Genomic DNA, 21050 nt, shown 5'->3' on the forward strand with positions numbered 1-21050 from the left:
TTGATTTTGGTTAAGATTCACAGCTAGCTGTTATCTCTTCCCGTTTTACTTTGGTTTGTGTTCTTAAAAATTCTTTTTAGGAATTTTCGGGATTGTTTTGTTGTTCAATTATCAAAGTTCATGTACCGCTCTCTGAGCGACTCAACTATTTTATCAAATCTCTTGAAGTTTGTCAACAACTTTTTTCATTTATTTTCAAATTTCTTTTTGATCTGATGGAATCTGTGCTGTTTCGCGTTGTTCTCGCTGACAGCTTGATTATGATACCACTCCTATTTTGAATTGTCAACAGTTTTTTTGATAATTTTAAAAATTTATTTAATTTCCTTCTTAAGCACATACATAAGGCATACAATTTATGTTAACACACTTTATATGATATTGTATCTATGTTGTTTGAATTGTCATAGTCTTCGGTATGTGGTTATAAAAATCCCCCTCCCAGAGGTATTACACATGAGAGGAGGAAATAAAAAATCTTGATATCTGCACCGATACGCCCTTTTGTTATTTATTTTTTCTTCTTACATACCAGCGCTCCTGACATTGCTGCAATCACCATCAGAACCAGATACAATGCCATACAACTGCTATCTCCCGTCTCCGGAGCTTTATTCTTCGCATCTGTTGTCGGCATCTTTGGCTTTGTATCGATATCTGTTTTTGAATCTGTCTTCGCATCTGTTGTCGGCGTCTTTGGTTTTGTATCGATATCTGTTTTTTGATCTGTCTTCACATCTGTTGCTTTATAGATGTTTGTAAATATCGCTTTATCACCACTTACTTTTGCCGACAACACACCACTTCCATCATCTGTCACACTGACCGTAAGCTTGTGCACATTTTCGTCATATGTAACACCGGTCTGTTTATCATTTACTTCTGAAATCGTGTATTCATAAGTACCTTCTGAATCAAATGTCAGATTTTCAAAACGGACTGCTCCATCTTTTTTATTTTTGACCTCCGCAGCTGCTTTTCCATCTTTATCCTTAAGCTGGAAAGTAAACTGCCCTTCCTTCAGAGTTCCTCCTTCCAGTTTCTTGACAGCTTCAATTGTTATATTTGCCGGTTCTGCCTTATAACTATTTTGGAAAGTAATTGCATTTCCTTCTGCTGGAATCATCTGGTCATCTTCACCGATTCCTGCCAGGACCTGATGTTCTGCCTTAAGCGTTCCATCACCATTATCTGTAATCTTGGTATGAATCATGTAGGTCTGATCATCGTAGGTAATTCCGGTTTCTCCCTGATTCACTTCACGCACCATGTAAAGGTGATTTCCCGGTTTCGTGTATGTAATCTTGTCAAATGCTACATTTCCGTCTGCATCATTAGTTCCTGTTGCAATCACACTGCTTCCTTCTAGTAGTTCAAAACGGAACTCTTTCTCTTTTAGTTCTTTTCCAGTCAGACTCTTATTAACTTTAACCTGGTCCGTGACACTGCTCGATAATTCACTCACGTTATAAGTATTCGTAAAACTGAACAATGGTTCCTCTGCCGGATTTCTTGTCACGGTCAGAGTCCCTTCCCCGTCATCATGCAATGTCAGGTTGAAAGTCTTGCCTGTTGATGCACCAGTATCATTTGTCACACCGGAAACATTGCCGGATTCTGTAACCTTATATTCAAATTCCTTCGCTCTCGTTCCATTCTCGTCCGTTGGCACACCTTCCAACTGACTAAGAGAAAAAGTAATCTGTCCGAAATTGACATTACCTGCCGCATCATTTACGGCTGTCGTATTTTCCGGCATCGGAGCTCCTTCAGTCAGAGCCTCCAGTGTAAATGTGAATTTTCCTGTAATACTGTCCGGTGTCAGCCCTTCTTCATATGACAAAATTTTACTTCCTGTAATTTCCATCGGAACACCGGAAGCACCGTACTGGTTCACAAACTCAAACTTACCCTTGCCTTCCGGATAATTGGTCACTGCTGTCAGCGTACCGTTACCATTATCTGTTACTGTTACCGTAAAATCATAAAAGTTCGTTACAGCGCTTACTCCATTTTGAAGAGTTCCTTCTGCCGCTTCCTCATAAATTCTATACTTGAGTGTATATACTGTGTTGCCATTCTGATCTGTTGATTTTTCAGCATAGCCATCTCTTACCGCCTGACTAAGTACAATTGCAGTATCTCCGGCTGCTGTATTGGACGTTTTATACGTCAATGAATCAAAAGAAATATTTCCATTTTCCTGGTTTTGTTTTTCCTGGATCACTGTTCCATTACTTCCATTTGTTGGACGTGTTGCCAGCTTAAACTGAAATTCCCCTGCTTTCAGCGGCCGACCGTTCAGAATCTTGTTCGCTATAACTTCTGCACTTGTTCCGCCTTCTGCTTCTGTAGAACTGCTATAGCTGTTTTCAAATGTAACCTTATCTGTTGCAATTCCGGCTGTGCCACTATTATAAGCAACGGAAGCTTTTAATTTTGCAAAATCTTCTGTATCACGCACTACATTGACGTTCACTTTTGTTGTGTGCGCGTCGTAAGTCATGCCTCCTGCATGTGTCTGCGGAACATTTTCCTTAATGTCAAATGTATAAGTTCCTGTTTTTGTAAATGTGACATCGCCAAACTGGAATTCTTTTGTTTCACCGTCTTTTGCACCTGCAACAACTGCTATGTCTCCATTTTCCGCAATCGTCACCACACCGTCCCGAATGGCTGTCTGAGTATTGTCATCTCCCGCCGTTAATGTAAATTCAAAAGCTTCATTCTCCTTCATATCCCGTCCTGTAAGAGTCTTTGTTCCTCTAAGGGCCGTATCTCCAATCAGTGTTACCGGCGCATCAGGAACAGCCACGGCCAGGCGTCCGTTATTGCCAAGATATGCAGTCACACTTTTATCCTGATTATTCCATACAGGCTTGATGGATTGTGACGCTGTTCCTGTTACATTTGATTCTTCTGCCTTATCTTCTGCAAAAGATGACAAACTTGTTGTTCTCGGTGTTCCTGCCGGAATGTAATACTCACCTGCAGCATTCTTTTTTGCATAATTGCCCAGTAACAGATTACTGTTTCCCGGAATCATTACTGTATTACTCCTGCTTACAGCTTTGCCATTATTTCCCTGTTCATAATAATCCCGCTGATAATAATACATTGCTGCCCCACTGGTGTCGATGGAATCTGTCACAGAATTCTTGCAGGCTTCGTCTGTATATAATACCGTATCATTCTGGAAATAATAAAAGTCATTTGTTGCCGCCGGTACGAATTTTACATATGCACCCACGCCGCCAGATTCTCCCCCACTCTGGGTCTTATCATACTGATTACTGTAGAAATATACCTGATTATTTTCATTCTTATTAGCGTTGATATAAGCCTTCATCTGTGCATCTGGATTTTTCAGCTTGTCAGCTACACCGTCTTTCAAACTCACATCATAAAACAGCCGCATCGGATATGTCTCATCAATACTCATACTGCCATCTCTGTTGACTTCATAATATCGAAGTGGAATCAGATTTGCAGGAATCTGAACCGTAACAATATCTCCTGTCTGCAGTTGATCATCTTCAATTGTCTTTTCCACTGTAATCCGGATATCCTTAAGATTTCCTTCCGGATATACATGATTTGTATCCGGGATATCCTCTTTAAAAGTATATGTTACAATTTTTTTGTTATTTTCTGTCGTTTCACTTACTTTAGCATCTGTGAATAACTTGTTTGCATATACCAGGGTGTTGATATCATCTACCTGCATGTAATCTCCAAGCTGGTCTGTAATTGTTATATAGCCTGCCTGGCTTGGATTCTCACCTTTTCCCACCTCAGTCGGGGATTGGTCTGAGGAGATGATTTCATCTCCAATCTGATTAAAAATATCTTTCAAACTTGAGGCATCTGTCGCTTTATAATATGTTGCATCATTTCCATTACTGTCTTTTGCACGGGTTCCAAGATTATCATAACTTTCTGCATTTGGATAATTGCTGGAAAGTCCATGCATAAATGCATTGGCCTTTTCTATATCCGTCCATTCTCCATCTCCTGTATGTCCTGTGATTTTTGCATCTGCATTGTTAAATATACCAATTGTATAAATATCCGCATCTTTCTTTATTGATTTTGCTGATTTTATTGCTCTTTCTGCTACATCTTTATCAAAGTTGCTAACGCTTGCCGGCACTCCATCTGTAAAAAATATGACTACCCGTTTCACATTTTTTCGGTTTTCATTACTCGCTTCATCGGTTTTGCTTTGATTCACAAGCTTCTGTGTCAGCTCCATAGCATTATCTGCTAAAGTAGCACCAGCCGGCCTGAGTGCGTTCACCTTATTTTGCAATTCTGATTTATCACTACTCGTATATGCCTTATATCCACTGACGACCTGCGTATAATTGTACGAATATTGACCCTTACGATATGTTTCATTTCCAATCTTGTCACTCTCTTCTCCAGCAAATTTTATAACTGCAATCCGGCTCTGCTTATTTTCATCAGCTCTTTTATCATTTTCCTTTGCAGAACTATCAATAAAATCATTCACAGCTTCTTTAAGCCGGTCTATCCGTTTCGTACGGTCTGTCAGTCCAGCAGGATCTTCCATACTTCCTGATACGTCCAGTACCAGCACAATATCCAACGGAACTGTTGTCTCTCCCACTATTTTAGCAGTGGCAGAAAGCGCAGAAAGACCCACCAGAAAGTCAGAATCTGCACATTTCTTTATTGTAGCTGATTGCGGCTCATCCTGTCTGCCTGTAAGTGTGACGTCCCCTGTGGATACAGATTTGTCCGTCCATATGCGTCCCACATTTTTTGTACTGTCATCAAAGGCATTTGCCGCATGCCAGTTGTTGATCGTCTCACTATCCGCCACTGTACTTTTTGTAATATTGTCTGCCGCATTTACCTGCTGCTGTCCAAGACCGAACAACATAACCACAATCATGATAAATGTGATGACTTGTGTAATCTTTTTCATCTTCCTGTATCCTCCCTGATCTACTCTGATATTCTTAATACATGAAAGTAAATATCTTATTTCTTCTAACTATTTTATCTCCACACTGTTCACCTTTACAGGCTCTTTTCAGGCAAAAAAAGTGCCTTTTTACATAATCCACGTAAAACAGGCACTTTTTCGTATCTTATTATTCTATTGATTTACAAAATCTTTAATCTTATCACGTTTATCAATCTGTAGTTTTTCCAATATTCCGGAGACATAGTGTTTAACCGTGTTCACGGACAATCCCAGATGTTCTGCAATTTCCTGGTTCGTCCAGTCCCTGCACGCCAGCATGGCAATGGAATATTCCAGGGGGCTCAAAAGATCCGTCACTGCCTTTTGCATCTTGGGATTGTGAATCTTCATCCATCCACGGCTGAATGCAAGTACACCATCTACCAGCTTCTTGTACATTTCCGGCTCTTTTTTTCGGATACAGACTTCCAGAACGCCCTGAAGCAAACCGTGATACTCGATAAATGGTTCCATGAATTTATCAAGTCTCGACCGCTCCCATGCCTGGGTCATCGTCTGAATCGCCTCCTCTTGTTCTTTCAGATTAATCTGACACATTGCCTGCACACAGCCCAGATAAATCATGGCGATCGGGTAAACTCCGTCTGCCATCAAAAATGCGCCCTGCACAACACCTTTTGCCTTAGCATAATCCTGTTTCAGATAAATCTCATGCGCCAGAAGGCTCACCGCAAATAACCGCTGTCCGATTGGCAGATATGGAATATACTGCTGAAGCGGTGGTGTTCCTTCCTCCGGCGGTATATAAAGAAATATGCTGATTACATAAAATGCGAATAGGCAGGCTGCCTTTACATCCACAGATGCGTCCATCTGCATTGCACGAGTCAGACACTGCTGTACATCTTCCCTTGTACACTGTGCTGCCTGCGGATTTCCAAGTGTCAGATTCGCAAATGTATAAAGCATATCCGCCGATAGCCGGAGCATCACATCATCGTGATCCAGATAATCTTTTACCGTCTCCACACATTTTTCCGCCTGCGCTGAGAAAAAATAATATTCTCCCTGTGCAATCTGCGCCAATTCCTTATCTTCTATTTTTTCAATTGCTTCTGCTGCCTTTCCCGGTTGAAATGCACTTCCAACCAAAGGAAGGATGACTCTGTCAGATAGTTTCATTTCTTTCATCACTTCTTGTAAAATTACTTTTTCAACATTATTCCAACGTTCCACACAACAGAAAAACCCCGGAAACCTTACGGTTCCGGGGCATCTTACGTTTGGACACAGAGTGTACTCCTGACACTCATTTATATACGATATGCGCGTTATACTCGCAATGCACAACTCATCATTCGTTGGATTTGCATTGCTCATTGCTTAGCGAATATTATTCGATGATTGTAGCAACACGACCTGAACCTACAGTACGGCCACCTTCACGGATAGCGAATGTAAGACCCTGTTCCATAGCGATTGGGTGGATCAGTTCGATTGTCATTTCTACGTTATCACCAGGCATGCACATTTCTGTACCTTCTGGAAGAGTGATAACGCCTGTGATATCTGTTGTTCTGAAGTAGAACTGTGGACGGTAGTTGTTGAAGAATGGTGTATGACGACCACCTTCGTCTTTTGTCAGTACGTAAACCTGAGCTGTGAATTTCTTGTGTGGGTGTACTGTACCTGGTTTAGCGAGGACCTGTCCTCTTTCGATTTCATTTCTCTGAACACCACGAAGAAGACAACCGATGTTATCACCAGCCTGAGCTTCGTCAAGGAGTTTACGGAACATTTCGATACCAGTTACAACTACTTTACGTGTTTCTTCTTTAACACCAACGATTTCTACTTCATCAGAAAGATGCAGAACACCTCTTTCTACACGGCCTGTAGCAACTGTACCACGACCTGTGATAGAGAATACGTCTTCGACTGGCATAAGGAATGGCTTATCTGTATCACGCTGTGGATCTGGGATATAGCTATCTACTGTATCCATAAGTTCCATGATCTTGTCGCCCCATTCGCCGTTTGGATCTTCAAGAGCCTTAAGAGCGGAACCTTTGATGATTGGGCAATCTGTGAAGTCATATTCTTCAAGAACTTCTGTGATTTCCATTTCTACTAATTCAAGGAGTTCTTCATCGTCTACCATATCACATTTGTTCATGAATACAACGATGTAAGGTACGCCTACCTGACGGGAAAGAAGGATATGCTCTTTTGTCTGAGCCATAACACCATCAGTAGCAGCTACAACAAGGATAGCACCATCCATCTGAGCAGCACCTGTGATCATGTTCTTTACATAATCGGCATGTCCTGGGCAGTCTACGTGAGCGTAATGACGTTTTGCTGTCTGGTACTCAACGTGAGCTGTAGAGATTGTGATACCACGTTCTCTTTCTTCTGGAGCTTTATCGATGTTTTCGAAATCTACTTTTTCGTTACCAGGTACTCTTTCTGCTAATACTCTTGTGATAGCAGCTGTTAAAGTTGTTTTACCGTGGTCAACGTGTCCAATTGTACCGATATTACAATGTGGTTTGCTTCTGTCAAACTTAGCTTTAGCCATTTTAACGTCCTCCTTTTATAGGCGCCTCTCCCCCGTTCGGGAGAGGCAGATTTTTATTATTTTTGCTCGGCTAATTACGATTATATTGCATTTACAGCATATATTCAAGCCTATTTTAAAATATTTTCGTATTTAAAAGCTGTACAATACCTGTACACAGCAAGGATAATTTATTTATCTTTGTTGTTTAATACCTTTTCCTGAATTGACTTCGGAACTGGTTCGTATTTCTCGAAGAACATGGAGTAGTTACCACGGCCCTGTGTTCTTGAACGCAGGTCTGTAGAATAACCGAACATTTCAGAAAGTGGTACATATGCTTTAACCATCTTACCACCACCGATATCTTCCATACCTTCGATACGACCACGACGTGAGTTCAGGTCGCCGATGATATCGCCCATGTATTCTTCAGGCATTGTAACTTCAACTTTCATGATCGGCTCAAGAAGAACAGCGCCTGCTTTGTGCATAGCTTCCTTGAAAGCCATGGAACCAGCAATGTGGAATGCCATTTCACTTGAATCGACTTCATGGTAAGAACCATCGTATACTGTTGCATGGATACCAAGTACAGGGAATCCGCCGAGGATACCAGCTTTAGCAGCTTCTTCGATACCTTCGCCGACAGCTGGGATGTATTCCTTAGGAATAGCACCACCTACGACTGTAGAATCGAACTTGAAGAGTTCTTCACCATTGGCATCCATTGGCTCAAAGTGAACTTTACAGTGACCATACTGACCACGACCACCGGACTGTTTAGCATATTTGCTGTCTACATCAACGGCTTTTGTAAATGTTTCTTTGTATGCAACCTGAGGTGCACCAACGTTTGCCTCTACTTTAAATTCACGAAGCAGACGGTCAACAATGATTTCCAGATGGAGCTCGCCCATACCGGCAATGATTGTCTGGCCTGTTTCCTGATCTGTATGAGCTCTGAATGTAGGATCTTCTTCAGCAAGTTTTGCTAAAGCTTCACCCATCTTGCCCTGGCCTGCTTTTGTCTTAGGCTCGATAGCAAGCTCGATAACAGGTTCTGGGAATTCCATGGATTCCAGAATAACCGGATGCTGTTCATCACAGATTGTATCACCAGTTGTTGTAAACTTGAAACCTACAGCAGCTGCAATATCACCGGAGTAAACCTTATCCAGCTCTTTTCTCTTGTTGGCATGCATCTGAAGGATACGACCAACACGTTCTTTCTTGTCCTTTGTTGCGTTCAGTGTATAAGAACCGGAATTCAGAGTACCGGAATATACACGGAAGAATGCCAGCTTACCAACGAATGGGTCTGTCATGATCTTGAATGCAAGAGCGGAGAAAGGTTCTTCATCAGAAGAATGTCTTACAACCTCGTTACCATCTAAATCAGTACCCTTGATTGGTGGGATATCTAATGGAGATGGCATATACTCGATGATTGCATCAAGGAGCTTCTGAACACCTTTGTTTCTGTAAGCTGTACCACAGCAAACAGGAACAGCTGTACATTCGCATGTAGCTTTTCTTAATACAGCTTTTAACTGATCATTAGATGGTTCTTCACCTTCAAGGTAAGCCATCATCAGATCGTCATCTAATTCGCAGATCTTCTCAACTAATTCTGTATGATAAAGTTCTGCATCTTCGACCATATCTTCTGGGATATCAACGATAGAAATATCGTCACCCTTTTCATCATTGTAGATATAAGCCTGCATTTCAAAAAGGTCAATGATACCTTTGAATTCATCTTCCTTACCGATTGGGAGCTGAATGCAGATAGCATTCTTACCTAATCTTGTCTTGATCTGCTCAACAGCACTGTAGAAATCAGCACCAAGAATATCCATCTTGTTGATGAAAGCCATTCTAGGTACGTTGTATGTGTCAGCCTGACGCCATACGTTTTCGGACTGAGGCTCAACACCACCTTTGGCACAGAAGACACCTACAGCACCATCAAGTACACGAAGGGAACGTTCAACTTCAACTGTGAAGTCTACGTGTCCTGGTGTATCAATGATGTTGATACGATGCTCTAAAGCACCTGCCTTTGGCTTGCAGTGATCCTGAAGTGTCCAGTGACATGTTGTAGCAGCGGAAGTAATTGTGATACCACGTTCCTGCTCCTGGGCCATCCAGTCCATAGTTGCAGTACCGTCATGAGTATCACCAATCTTGTAGTTAATACCAGTGTAATATAAGATACGCTCAGTTGTTGTTGTTTTACCAGCATCGATATGAGCCATAATACCAATATTTCTGGTTCTCTCTAATGGATATTCTCTTCCAGCCAAGGATAATTCCTCCTTTTCTCAGCTAAGCAGTCGCTAAAAACAGACTACCATCTGTAATGAGCGAAAGCTTTGTTTGCTTCTGCCATTTTGTGCATGTCTTCTTTTTTCTTAACTGCTGCACCAGTGTTGTTTGCAGCATCCATAATCTCGTTGGCAAGTCTCTCTTCCTGAGTCTTTTCGCCTCTCTTACGAGAATATACTGTTAACCATCTGAGAGCAAGAGCCTGTCTTCTCTCTGGTCTAACCTCGATAGGCACCTGATATGTGGCACCACCGATACGTCTTGCTTTTACTTCAAGAACAGGCATGATGTTGTTCATAGCTTCTTCGAAAACTTCGAGAGCTTCCTTGCCTGTCTTTTCAGAAATTCTATTAAATGCGCCGTATACGATCTTCTGAGCAACGCCTTTCTTACCGTCAAGCATGATGTTGTTGACAAGCTTTGTTACGACTTTGCTGTTGTAAATCGGATCAGCCAATACGTCTCTTTTCTGGATATGTCCTTTTCTTGGCACGTTACTTCCCTCCTTATAGATTATTCAATCTTGGGTACTCACGTAGTCTGACTATGTGTTCGCGCTCGAATTGTATATCTATCTTTAATCGCAACCTTATATTCATTGCGGTAAAATAATGCTACATTCGTCGCAAATAGTATAAACCTGTGAAACTCTTATTTCTTAGCGTCCTTTGGTCTCTTAGCACCGTATTTAGAACGGGCCTGTCTTCTCTTAGCAACACCTGCAGTATCAAGTGTACCTCTGATGATATGGTATCTTGTACCTGGTAAGTCCTTTACACGACCACCTCTGATCAGTACAACGCTATGCTCCTGAAGGTTGTGACCTTCACCTGGGATGTAGCTTGTTACTTCGATTCCGTTTGATAAACGAACTCTGGCGATCTTTCTAAGAGCTGAGTTAGGTTTTTTAGGAGTAGCTGTCTTAACAGCTGTACATACACCTCTCTTCTGTGGTGATGATAAGTCTGTTGCTTTCTTGTGAAGAGAGTTGTAGCTCTTCTGCAGAGCAGGAGCTGTAGATTTCTTCTCAACAGTCTGTCTTCCTTTTCTTACTAACTGGTTAAATGTTGGCATTATTTTCACCTCCTGGTAATAAAATGAACTGGTTGCCGTCATTTACATAACGGTGTATACACGCCTATTGCGCACACTTGCATATTATAACAAAGGCAATCATCCTTGTCAAGAATTTTTCTTTAAATTTTCTCAACATACGACGATTGTCTTTTGTCATCCTGTATTTTTCTGTTTTATATCCGCACTTCGACAGTTTGTTCCACCGGAATATCCAAGGACATAATCTTGTCTTTGTATGTCTCATACTCCTCCGGCAATGTCCGCCAGGACAGTCCACATCCGGCGCTGATTTCTCCCGGGAGCGGAATCAGCCGTCCCGGAATCCCCTCCTCGTTGCACTTCTTCTCCATGGCCATAGCTGCCGTTGTAGTCTTAAATGTCAATATCATATAATTCTTCTTTTGACGCACGATACACCGCCATCCTGTTCTTCCATGATTCTATATTTTAAATTATGGTTTAACGATCAGATCCGCCTGCATCATTTTCTCAGTGATCACATACATATTGGTCACGCCGCCGACTTTCAGTTTCTCTGTCAGACCGTAATGATTCAGGCAGGTACCACATGTCAGGATTTCCACACCATTTGCTTCAAGCGACATCAAATCTTCCAGCATCGGTGCCTCTTCACATGTCAGTTTTGCACCGCCATTATAGAACAGAATTGTCTTTGGAAGTTCATCCTGCTGGGACAATGCATAAATGAAACCTTTCATTAAAGCCGCACCAAGGGTATCATCCCCGCTGCCCATACAGGAAGATGAAATAACAACGACTTTATTGCCCTTTCTTCCGTCCGGTATACCGGTTTCTTCTGCCCTTACTTCTTCATCAGCTTCAACTCCTGCCTCATCCGCTGATTCTCCGATGGTCATAATCACTCTGTACTGGTTCTCGCCCAGTTTTTCTGAACGGACGCCATAGTTCTTCTGCTGTGCCATCTTTGTCAGATTCTGGACGGCAATTTCATTGTCTACCAGTGTTTCTACCATTCCTGCACCACTTAATTCTTTAATGGCATTTTTTGTCTTAACAACAGGGATCGGGCATGCATCACCCATGGCATTAACGACTTTTAACATAATAGTTTCCTCCTTGATTTGCTCATATTGGCCCGGTGATTTATTCTACAACTATTTCAGGCGCCTCACTATTCTTTTCCAACAATGTTCCGACAATCTTCGCCGGAAGGCCTGCATTTTGTAATTCAGCTTCCAGTGTCTCTGCCTGTTCGGCTTTGACGGCTGCCAGAAGGCCTCCTGATGTCTGCGGGTCGAACAGGATTTCTTCCATAGAGAATGGAATATTTCTGAACTCGACAAATGGGCCTGTGTGATTTCTGTTGCGCTGACCGGCCGCTGTCAGTAGAAATTCGTTCGCATGACGATGGGCCTCTTCAATGACCGGTACTTTTGAAGCGTCGATATGGCAGTTCAACTTACCATCCAACATTTCATGCAGGTGCCCCAGGAAACTAAACCCAGTGACATCTGTACAGGCATGCACATCGTATTTTCTGCAGATCTCCGACGCATATTTATTCAAGGTTGTCATGGACCTGATTGCTTCATACATGGCTGCCTCAGATGCTTCGCCAACCCGGTTAGCCGTACAGATAATGCCAACCCCCAGCTTCTTAGTCAAAATCAGCTTATCCCCGGGCTGACCCTGATTATTGGCCAATACTCTGTCCGGATGAACCACTCCCATAACAGACAAGCCGTATTTCACATCGCTGTCTGCGATAGAATGACCACCGGCCAATGTGCCACCGGCTTCTATGACCTTCTCTGAACCGCCTCTCATAATCTCACCCAGAATATTCAAATCCATCTTCTCTGGAAAGCAGACGATATTCAGCGCTGTCTTGACCTCCCCGCCCATGGCATAAATATCGCTGAGCGCATTGGCAGCAGCAATCTGTCCGAATGTATAAGGATCATCCACCATCGGTGGAAAGAAATCCAATGTCAGCACAATGGCCGTATCATCAGAAATCTTGTATACCGCAGCATCATCCCTGCTGTCATACCCCACAAGCAGTGATGAATCCTGTTCCCCCCTCGGAAGTTTTTCCAGTACACGGCTCAGAACCCCCGCACCGAGCTTGGCGGTACATCCGCCGCCTTTGCAGAAAACAATTTTTTCTTCCATATTAATAGCCACACCTTCTCCCCCTTCAGGCACGCATTTAAAGACATGCCAAAGGGTATTCTGCTTAAGATAAAGGAACCGCATATATGCAGTCCCTTTACTCTGTTAATTAAAATAAACTAATTCATCTTCCGGTGCTGCGCATTCTACAACCTCTGTTGCATAAAGCACAGGACCTACACCGCCGTATTCTCTTCTGCGTTCATAATGCATATTGGCTGTCAGTGTCACCCAATCACCATTCTTTAAATTATCAAGTTCCGGGTATTTACACAAAAAACCGATAAAACGAATATCCTCCGCACAGCATGTCATGGCTTTACGGCCTGGTACACAGAAATTCTTCGGCAATTTACGGTTCTTCATGATCCTTGCTGTAAAGCGAACGGTTTTGCCTTCATAGCGATCCTTGTCATCTGCCGCATCCATATACCAGATGCCGTAATCATCATCTGTAATGTCAATGATCGGTGCATTCAGATCATATGGCGGGATATCCTTGCCCAGTTCGATCATTCGGCCGTCCTTGTGTTCAAACATCATCTGGACATTGGAATTCAAAGCCTTCAGATTTCTTCTGAACATCGGCAGATCCTGTTCTTCAGAACATCTGTTGAAGATAACCAGCTCTGTACACTTGATCATATTGCCGATAATGGACTTCATGTTATTCAGATAAACAGCAAAGGTACTTGCATCGATCATAGTCACAATCTGATAAATCTCCCATCCTCTTGGCATATCCACGCTGAGAATTGTATCCGGGTCCCACATGCCGTTGTATTCCACAAAAACCCGCTTCGGTTTGTAAACATTCTTGCAGTTCTCAAGAAAATCTGCCGTCAGTTCCTCTTCCTCATCCAGTGTTACAGTATCAATCTTGCAGGCCAGTGTTGCCTTCTCATCAAGTTCAACTTCGCCTTCCTCACAAGAGATCAAAAGCCCTCTCTCACCATCCGCAAATTCACCACTTTCAAAGATTTCCTGAAGGAAAGAAGTCTTACCGCTCTCAAGGAAACCTGTTATCAGGTATACCGGTACTTCCAGTTTATCCATTTCTATCACCAAACTTTCTATTTATTCATATTTCTTTTGCTATTCATTATCATATCAAATAAATCTATGAAATTCAAGTCGAAAAGGGCTGCTGCTATAATGCCTGATTCATTATAACAACAGCCTCTTTATATTTTAGATAAAAGGGAGAATTTTTTTATGAACGATATGGATTTTCTTTGCCTTCTCCCTTTTCCCCATGTATGTAAAAAAATAAAATCAAACTATGAGAAACACGCTCCGCGAGTTTCTCATAGTTATCGCGGCCTCTACACTCCGTTTCGGTCGTTGCTAAACAAGCGCCACTGGCGCTTAGCAACACCAAGGTCTCGTGCAAGCACGGACTTTGGATCGTTGCTCGCGTAAATAAAAAAGACAGATATGCAACTTTTTATTGGATATCTGTCTTTTATATGTGACTTTATAGGATTATCAGCTGTGATTAAAGCATAAACAGCTTCTCAAGCTTAGTCTCATCAATCTTGGAGCCGATGACACAAAGACGGCCTGTATATTCCGGCTGGCCTTCACGGATCTCGTATTCTTCAGGAACCATATCGAAGTATATCCATGTACCGTCCTGGCTTGGCAGCATACCCTTTGCACGAAGGATAATACCGTATTCATTGTTGTCAGCGGAAAGCGCCTTCAGAATTGTCTCCACTTCTTCCTTTGTATACTTACGAGGTGTCTCTTTGCCCCAGCTTGTGAAGACTTCATCTGCGTGATGGTGGTGATGGTGATCATGATCGTGGTCATGACCGCATCCGCAATGATCGTCATGATCATGGTCGTGATGATGTTCATGTTCATGATCGTGGTCATCGTGATCATGATGATGTTCATGCTCATGATCGTGGTCATCGTGGTCATGATGGTGTTCATGTTCATGATCGTGGTCATCGTGGTCATGATGGTGTTCATGTTCATGCTCATGATCGTGATCATTATGGTCGTGATCATGGTGGCCGCCGCATACAGGACAGATATCCTCTTCAGCCATCACCATATCAGCCAGAGACACCGGTTTCTCCATAGCCGCTAAAAGCTGTTCACCTGTCAGTTCATCCCAAGGTGTTGTGATCACTGCCGCGTCCTTGTTGTGTTCTCTGATCATAGCAACACAGGCTTCCAACTTGTCCTGCTTCATATTCTGGGTACGACTGAGCACGATGGTGTGTGCGCTCTCAACCTGGTTGTTGTAGAACTCACCGAAGTTCTTCATATACATCTTGCACTTGTTGGCATCTGCAACTGTTACAAGGCTGTTCAGTTCAATCGGTGCATCTTCTGCCACACCCTGAACGGCTTTGATAACATCTGATAACTTGCCGACACCTGATGGTTCAATGATGATCCTGTCAGGATTAAACTTCGTGATCACATCTTTCAGCGCTGTACCAAAATCACCAACCAGTGAGCAGCAGATACAACCGGAGTTCATCTCTGTGATGTTCACACCTGCATCCTTTAAAAATCCGCCGTCAATGCCGATTTCACCAAATTCATTCTCAATCAGGACAACCTGCTGTCCCTTTAATGCTTCGCTAAGAAGCTTCTTAATCAGTGTTGTCTTTCCTGCTCCAAGGAAACCGGAAATAATATCGATCTTTGCCATAAGGCATGCCTCCTTCTTCATCTATCAATCATCTTCTGTCAACGTCAAAAACATACAGGATTCTGTCCTGCTGACAAGACATCTTATCCCGCATCTTCCTATTTTAAAGCGTCCCTTTTATAAAATCAATACCATTGCGCTAAAGTTTATGAAATTTTTTGATTTTTCTTCTCATTTCAGCTATAATGGTCTATATTGCAGCTATCGAATTTCAACATATCTATTGAAGGGAGAAGGTTTTTATGCCTCTTACACATATCAATGACCAGGGACGTGCCCGAATGGTGGATGTCTCCGAGAAAGCCATCACGCATCGAATCGCTGTGGCCGCCGGCAGTATTTATATGCAGCCGGAGACCTTACAGGCTATCATCGACGGACAGATCAAGAAAGGCGATGTACTGGCTGTCGCCCAGGTAGCCGGCATTATGGCTGCCAAACAGACATCCGCAATCATCCCGATGTGCCATCCTCTGATGCTGTCAGGCATTGATATCCATTTTGAGACCGACACAGAGGAAAATGCCGTCCACATCAAGGCCTCCGTCAAAACAACCGGCCAGACCGGCGTGGAAATGGAAGCCCTGCATGCCGTTTCAGCTGCTGCACTGACCATTTATGACATGTGCAAAGCTATAGACCGTGGCATGCATATCACAAATCTGCGGGTGATTGAGAAAGACGGCGGCAAATCCGGCCATTTCACACAGCAGTAACCCTCCGCATATCACCGGACATTTAGCTTCTTTGTGCAAATAAAAGTAAAATGTAACTGTTCAGAGCCAAGCAAAATTTCAAAAAACAGGTATAAAATGCTTGCATTTTTAAGACTGTTTTTTAAATTTTATTTGGCGGATACGCCACACCGACGAAATGCGTAGCATTTTGGAGGTTAGCTCTGAACAGTTACAGTAAAATATACCTAATCAACGAAAACGAGGTTATCAACATATGATCAAAGGCACTATTACATCTATTAACATATCCAAAGAAAAAGGTGTGGTTAAAACCCCTGTTGACACTGCCATCTGCAAATGCGATCACGGCATTGTCGGGGACGCCCACGCCGGCAACTGGCACCGCCAGATCAGCCTTCTGGCTCAGGAGAGTATCGACATCATGACTGAAATGGGTGTTGAAGACCTGACGCCGGGGCAATTTGCAGAAAATCTGACAACAAAGGACATCTGTCTCTATGAACTGCCTGTGGGCACTCGTCTTCAGATTGGTGAAACCATTCAGGAAGTTACCCAGATTGGCAAGGAATGCCACAAAGGATGTGCCATTCAGCAGAAAGTAGGCAAGTGCATCATGCCTACCCAGGGAATTTTTACCAAAGTCATCAAAGAAGGAACCATCCATATAGGAGACAGCATTTCTGTTCTGTAAGTTTTTGTGTTCTTCCTCAAGGATTTTACCCTTTAAGCCATTCACAATTTTTATTTTTTTACAGAAAAGTGTGTAAGATTTCCGACACACTTTTCTTATTTGTCTACTATTCTTCAAACAATTCTGACATATCAAAGATGTATCATGATTATATTCCATAAAGTTTCATAATTCTAATATACGTCAAATGGGAGAAAATTAATTCTCTTCTACAGACCGTTAATCAAATTTTACCAGTTTCAAATACAACTTAAACACACTTTTAGGGCATAATATCCACAAAGCTGTGTTCAATTTGTGAATTTTCATTATTTTTTCGACATTTGACAATTGCCTTTGACGAGGCTAAAATTGTGAACAGCCCGAGAGGGAAGTGAAAAGGAAGTGAATAAATATGGATGAGCTGGTAAAAAATCTCATGGAAGAATTAAACTGTGATACAGCTTTTACGATTCCGATTTTCGGCGGCATACCGGTGGCTGAATCAGTTTTTGTAACATGGTTAATCATGGCTGTTGTGATTCTCCTGTGTGCGATTTTTGTCAGAAACCTGAAGGTCACAAACCCAGGTAAAGGACAGCTGCTTCTTGAAACGGCTGTCAGTGGTATTTATAGCTTCTTCGAAGATATCCTTGGCGAGAAAGGCAAACGTTTTATTCCTTATTTAATGAGTGTGGGAATTTATATCGGTATTGCCAATCTCATCGGCATTCTCGGTTTCAAACCACCGACAAAGGATATCAATGTAACGGCTTCACTGGCAATTCTCAGCATCATTTTGATCGAGCTGTCTGGTGTTTTGGCTAAAGGCGGCCGCGGCTGGCTGAAAAGCTTCGCAGAACCGATGGTTGTCATTTTACCGATCAACATCCTTGAGATTTTCATCAGACCGCTTTCATTATGTATGCGATTATTCGGCAACGTTCTTGGCTCGTTTGTCATTATGGAATTGCTGAAGATGGTCGTCCCGGCCATCCTGCCGGCGGTATTCAGCTGCTACTTCGATATATTCGACGGGCTGATCCAGGCATACGTTTTTGTATTCCTGACCGCATTATTTATTAAAGAAGCTATCGACTGATCCTCAATGATCCGTCAATTTTAAAAGAAAAGGAGCGAGTTATTATGTCAGCAACATTATTCGTAGCAATTGGTGCAGGTATTGCAGTATTAACAGGTATTGGTGCCGGTGTTGGTATCGGTAAAGCAACTTCTTCCGCAGTAGACGCTATCGCAAGACAGCCTGAAGCAGAAAGCAAAATCAGTAAATCTTTGCTTCTTGGTTGTGCCCTTGCCGAAGCAACAGCTATTTACGGTTTCGTTATTGCCCTGTTGATCATTCTTTTCCTGAAATAATTATTGCGATATTTAATAGAACTTATGGAACAGTAAGAATGAGAGGCAGGTGCAGCTATGTTAAGTTTGGAACCCTGGACAATCTTCTGGACCGTCGTCAATGTCCTTGTCCTTTTTGTTGCACTTCGGCATTTTCTGATCAAGCCGGTTATGGGTGTGATCGAGCAGCGAAACGAAATGATCAGGCAGCAATTTAATGCTGCACAGAAAACGCAGGATGAAGCCAACAAAATGAAAACCGACTATGAGCAGCAGCTTGACACTGCTAAAGAACAGGCCGCCGATATTATCGCAGCTGCCCGTGTTCGTTCCGAAAAAGAACACAGCAAGGCGATTGCTGATACAGAGGCTGAAAGAGTCAAAATGCTGGCTCAGGCCCGTGAAGATATTGAAAAAGAACAGGCAAATGCCAAGAAAGAACTGCAGTCACAGATCATGGATATTGCCATGCTGGCTGCAAAGAAAATTATTATGACAGGTGATCAGTATGACGCAAAGAGCGGTAAATAATGCAATTGTTCTGTATGAGCTGGGTATTACATCTGAAGAACTTCAGACTGCCCGTGAGATCACAGAAAAAGTTCCTGCACTTTTGAACGTTCTTCGGAGTCCTCTTGTGACATCTGAGAAAAAACATCATCTGATTGAACGCGTCTTCGACGGCTCCGGTCTCCCCCGCCATCTGATCAACTTTTACAAGGTCATGTGCAATGACGGCGGAATTGAAGAACTGGCAGACATCTATGCTGAATGGCAGAAAATCTGGGATACTTCTCATAACCGTGTACGGGTTGAATGTGTTTTTGCCGAAACACCATCCCCTGAAAAAGAAAATGAAATAAAAGCTTTCCTCTCACGGAAGTATCCCGACAAAAAACTGATTTATCAGATCAGCATAAATCCTTCTCTCCTGGGCGGTGTGCGCATCCGTATCGGCAACGAAGAATACGATTGGACATTTGCAGCACGCATCCGTCAGCTGAAGGATGCCGTTGGACAGATTTAAAACTCTGAAAGAGGTGATAATGTGAGTGTCATTAGTGCAGACGATATTATATCGATTATAAAAAATGAAATAGAAAATTACGACTGGGACAATGAAGCCAAAGAGACCGGTGAAGTCATCTGGGTCGGCGATGGTATTGCCACAGTTTACGGTATCGACCATGCGATGTACGGCGAAATCGTTGTCTTCGATGGCGGCGTCAAAGGTATGGTACAGAATATCCGTCGAAATGAAATCGGTTGTATCCTTTTTGGCCACGACGAATCCATTCGTGAAGGCTGCAAGGTCATCCGTACAGGCAAAAGAGCCGGCATTCCCGTCGGTGATGCCTTTAAAGGAAGAGTTGTCAACGCCCTGGGTGAACCTATCGATGGCAAAGGTGATATTACTTCCACTGAATATCGTGCCATCGAGGAACCGGCACCGGCGATCATTGATCGTCAGCCTGTTGATACACCATTGGAAACAGGTATCCTTTCCATTGACTCCATGTTCCCAATCGGCCGTGGTCAACGTGAATTGATCATCGGTGACCGTCAGACAGGTAAAACTTCTATTGCAGAAGATACAATCATCAACCAGAAAGGCAAAGGCGTTGTTTGTGTCTATGTTGCCATCGGTCAGAAAGCTTCTACCGTTGCAAGAGTTGTCAACAACCTGGAAAAACATGGTGCCATGGAATATACCATCGTTCTGGCTTCCATGGCCAGCGACTCCTCTTCTCTTCAGTACATCGCACCATACGCAGGTACAGCACTGGCAGAATACTTTATGTACAAAGGACAAGATGCCCTGATCGTCTATGATGATCTGAGCAAACATGCCGTTGCATACAGAGCCATCTCCCTTTTGCTGGAGCGTTCTCCCGGACGTGAAGCTTATCCAGGTGATGTGTTCTATCTGCATTCCCGTCTTCTGGAACGTGCTAGCAGACTCAGTGAAAAACTTGGCGGCGGATCATTAACAGCCCTCCCTATTATTGAGACACAGGCCGGTGACTTATCCGCTTATATTCCAACCAATGTTATTTCCATTACAGATGGTCAGATTTTCCTTGAAAGCCATCTGTTTTTCTCAGGTATGCGTCCTGCCGTCAGCGTTGGTCTGTCTGTATCCCGTGTCGGCGGTGCTGCTCAGACAAGCGCTATGAAGAAAGCTTCCGGCAGTATCCGTATCGATCTGGCGCAGTATCGTGAGATGGAAGTTTTCACCCAGTTCGCATCTGATCTGGATGATATTACAAAGCAACAGTTAAAACACGGCCATGCCCTTCTTGAGCTTTTGAAGCAGCCGCTCGGTAAACCGCTTCAGCTGAACCAGCAGGTTATTACCCTTCATCTGGCTAACAAAGGTTACTTTGATGATGTGGAGCTCAAATCTGTCAAGAAATTCCAGAATGACCTTCTGGCATGGTTTGATCTGCAGCATGCAGATATATGTGAAGCCATTCAGACAGGTGGTCAGCTGACAGATGAACTGAAAAAGCAGATTGATGAAGCCGCTGAAGCCTTCAAACAGCAGTAAGACAGGAAGGAGGCGTATC

The 21050-nt window shown here is 42.9% G+C and carries 18 protein-coding genes; 7 read left to right on the forward strand and 11 right to left on the reverse strand.

Going from position 1 to position 21050, the window contains the following annotated elements; all coding sequences use genetic code 11:
• Positions 1–511 precede the first annotated feature (511 nt).
• From NBH03_RS10240 to NBH03_RS10290, 11 genes are all read right to left on the reverse strand, one after another.
• Positions 512–4954 (reverse strand): Spy0128 family protein, encoded by a 4443-nt coding sequence (locus tag NBH03_RS10240; RefSeq protein ID WP_250799521.1) that lies wholly within the window; start codon positions 4952–4954, stop codon positions 512–514.
• 174 nt (positions 4955–5128) lie between these two features.
• Entirely contained in the window at positions 5129–6139 is a 1011-nt protein-coding gene (locus NBH03_RS10245; RefSeq protein WP_250799522.1) for a response regulator transcription factor, read from the reverse strand.
• 211 nt (positions 6140–6350) lie between these two features.
• Entirely contained in the window at positions 6351–7538 is a 1188-nt protein-coding gene (tuf, locus tag NBH03_RS10250) for an elongation factor Tu (RefSeq protein WP_215689782.1), read from the reverse strand.
• A gap of 170 nt (positions 7539–7708) precedes the next feature.
• Positions 7709–9826 (reverse strand): elongation factor G, encoded by a 2118-nt coding sequence (fusA, locus tag NBH03_RS10255; protein ID WP_250799523.1) that lies wholly within the window; start codon positions 9824–9826, stop codon positions 7709–7711.
• A 44-nt stretch (positions 9827–9870) separates the two neighbouring features.
• Positions 9871–10341 carry a 30S ribosomal protein S7 gene (rpsG, locus tag NBH03_RS10260; RefSeq protein WP_178440010.1) on the reverse strand — a complete coding sequence of 157 codons (471 nt, stop codon included), beginning with the start codon at positions 10339–10341 and terminating at the stop codon, positions 9871–9873.
• Positions 10342–10499: 158 nt separating this feature from the next.
• On the reverse strand, positions 10500–10922 hold the full coding sequence (gene rpsL, locus NBH03_RS10265) for a 30S ribosomal protein S12 (RefSeq protein ID WP_015513728.1): 423 nt from the start codon (positions 10920–10922) through the stop codon (positions 10500–10502).
• Between the two features lie 176 nt (positions 10923–11098).
• Positions 11099–11335 carry a putative Se/S carrier protein gene (locus tag NBH03_RS10270; RefSeq protein WP_250799524.1) on the reverse strand — a complete coding sequence of 79 codons (237 nt, stop codon included), beginning with the start codon at positions 11333–11335 and terminating at the stop codon, positions 11099–11101.
• A gap of 42 nt (positions 11336–11377) precedes the next feature.
• Positions 11378–12010 (reverse strand): sulfurtransferase-like selenium metabolism protein YedF, encoded by a 633-nt coding sequence (yedF, locus tag NBH03_RS10275; protein ID WP_250799525.1) that lies wholly within the window; start codon positions 12008–12010, stop codon positions 11378–11380.
• 40 nt (positions 12011–12050) lie between these two features.
• Entirely contained in the window at positions 12051–13082 is a 1032-nt protein-coding gene (gene selD / locus NBH03_RS10280) for a selenide, water dikinase SelD (RefSeq protein ID WP_250799591.1), read from the reverse strand.
• A gap of 105 nt (positions 13083–13187) precedes the next feature.
• Complete coding sequence (locus NBH03_RS10285; protein WP_015513725.1) at positions 13188–14138, reverse strand: TIGR03943 family putative permease subunit; 951 nt, start codon at positions 14136–14138, stop codon at positions 13188–13190.
• 442 nt (positions 14139–14580) lie between these two features.
• Entirely contained in the window at positions 14581–15756 is a 1176-nt protein-coding gene (locus NBH03_RS10290; RefSeq protein WP_250799526.1) for a CobW family GTP-binding protein, read from the reverse strand.
• Positions 15757–15998: 242 nt separating this feature from the next.
• Between NBH03_RS10290 and moaC the strand changes: the two genes are divergently transcribed.
• The 7 genes from moaC to atpA all read left to right on the forward strand — a co-directional run bounded on the left by moaC (position 15999) and on the right by atpA (position 21031).
• Positions 15999–16472, forward strand: a complete 474-nt coding sequence (gene moaC / locus NBH03_RS10295; protein WP_117528314.1) for a cyclic pyranopterin monophosphate synthase MoaC — start codon at positions 15999–16001, stop codon at positions 16470–16472.
• Positions 16473–16707: 235 nt separating this feature from the next.
• Positions 16708–17145 (forward strand): MOSC domain-containing protein, encoded by a 438-nt coding sequence (locus tag NBH03_RS10300; protein ID WP_250799527.1) that lies wholly within the window; start codon positions 16708–16710, stop codon positions 17143–17145.
• A 394-nt stretch (positions 17146–17539) separates the two neighbouring features.
• Positions 17540–18226 carry a F0F1 ATP synthase subunit A gene (locus tag NBH03_RS10305; RefSeq protein WP_215689777.1) on the forward strand — a complete coding sequence of 229 codons (687 nt, stop codon included), beginning with the start codon at positions 17540–17542 and terminating at the stop codon, positions 18224–18226.
• Between the two features lie 44 nt (positions 18227–18270).
• On the forward strand, positions 18271–18501 hold the full coding sequence (atpE, locus tag NBH03_RS10310; RefSeq protein WP_015513717.1) for an ATP synthase F0 subunit C: 231 nt from the start codon (positions 18271–18273) through the stop codon (positions 18499–18501).
• 57 nt (positions 18502–18558) lie between these two features.
• Positions 18559–19011, forward strand: a complete 453-nt coding sequence (atpF, locus tag NBH03_RS10315) for a F0F1 ATP synthase subunit B (RefSeq protein WP_250799528.1) — start codon at positions 18559–18561, stop codon at positions 19009–19011.
• Positions 18989–19507: an ATP synthase F1 subunit delta gene (atpH, locus tag NBH03_RS10320; RefSeq protein ID WP_250799529.1), complete on the forward strand. Its 519-nt coding sequence runs from the start codon at positions 18989–18991 to the stop codon at positions 19505–19507. The genes atpF and atpH overlap by 23 nt, the downstream gene beginning before the upstream one ends.
• A gap of 21 nt (positions 19508–19528) precedes the next feature.
• Positions 19529–21031: a F0F1 ATP synthase subunit alpha gene (gene atpA, locus NBH03_RS10325; RefSeq protein ID WP_250799530.1), complete on the forward strand. Its 1503-nt coding sequence runs from the start codon at positions 19529–19531 to the stop codon at positions 21029–21031.
• Positions 21032–21050: the final 19 nt, after the last annotated feature.

The sequence above is a fragment of the Coprococcus intestinalis genome (assembly GCF_023656595.1).
Classification (GTDB): Bacteria; Bacillota; Clostridia; order Lachnospirales; family Lachnospiraceae; genus Coprococcus_A; species Coprococcus_A intestinihominis.

Coding starts and splice junctions, on each gene's coding strand:
- selD (WP_250799591.1), bottom strand. CDS start 13,082: ATGGAAGAAAAAATTGTTTTCTGCAAAGGCGGCGGATGTACCGCCAAG.
- NBH03_RS10290 (WP_250799526.1), bottom strand. CDS start 15,756: ATGGCAAAGATCGATATTATTTCCGGTTTCCTTGGAGCAGGAAAGACA.
- rpsL (WP_015513728.1), bottom strand. CDS start 10,922: ATGCCAACATTTAACCAGTTAGTAAGAAAAGGAAGACAGACTGTTGAG.
- NBH03_RS10305 (WP_215689777.1), top strand. CDS start 17,540: ATGGATGAGCTGGTAAAAAATCTCATGGAAGAATTAAACTGTGATACA.
- NBH03_RS10245 (WP_250799522.1), bottom strand. CDS start 6,139: ATGAAACTATCTGACAGAGTCATCCTTCCTTTGGTTGGAAGTGCATTT.
- atpH (WP_250799529.1), top strand. CDS start 18,989: ATGACGCAAAGAGCGGTAAATAATGCAATTGTTCTGTATGAGCTGGGT.
- NBH03_RS10285 (WP_015513725.1), bottom strand. CDS start 14,138: ATGGATAAACTGGAAGTACCGGTATACCTGATAACAGGTTTCCTTGAG.
- NBH03_RS10300 (WP_250799527.1), top strand. CDS start 16,708: ATGATCAAAGGCACTATTACATCTATTAACATATCCAAAGAAAAAGGT.
- yedF (WP_250799525.1), bottom strand. CDS start 12,010: ATGTTAAAAGTCGTTAATGCCATGGGTGATGCATGCCCGATCCCTGTT.
- tuf (WP_215689782.1), bottom strand. CDS start 7,538: ATGGCTAAAGCTAAGTTTGACAGAAGCAAACCACATTGTAATATCGGT.
- atpE (WP_015513717.1), top strand. CDS start 18,271: ATGTCAGCAACATTATTCGTAGCAATTGGTGCAGGTATTGCAGTATTA.
- moaC (WP_117528314.1), top strand. CDS start 15,999: ATGCCTCTTACACATATCAATGACCAGGGACGTGCCCGAATGGTGGAT.
- NBH03_RS10240 (WP_250799521.1), bottom strand. CDS start 4,954: ATGAAAAAGATTACACAAGTCATCACATTTATCATGATTGTGGTTATG.
- atpF (WP_250799528.1), top strand. CDS start 18,559: ATGTTAAGTTTGGAACCCTGGACAATCTTCTGGACCGTCGTCAATGTC.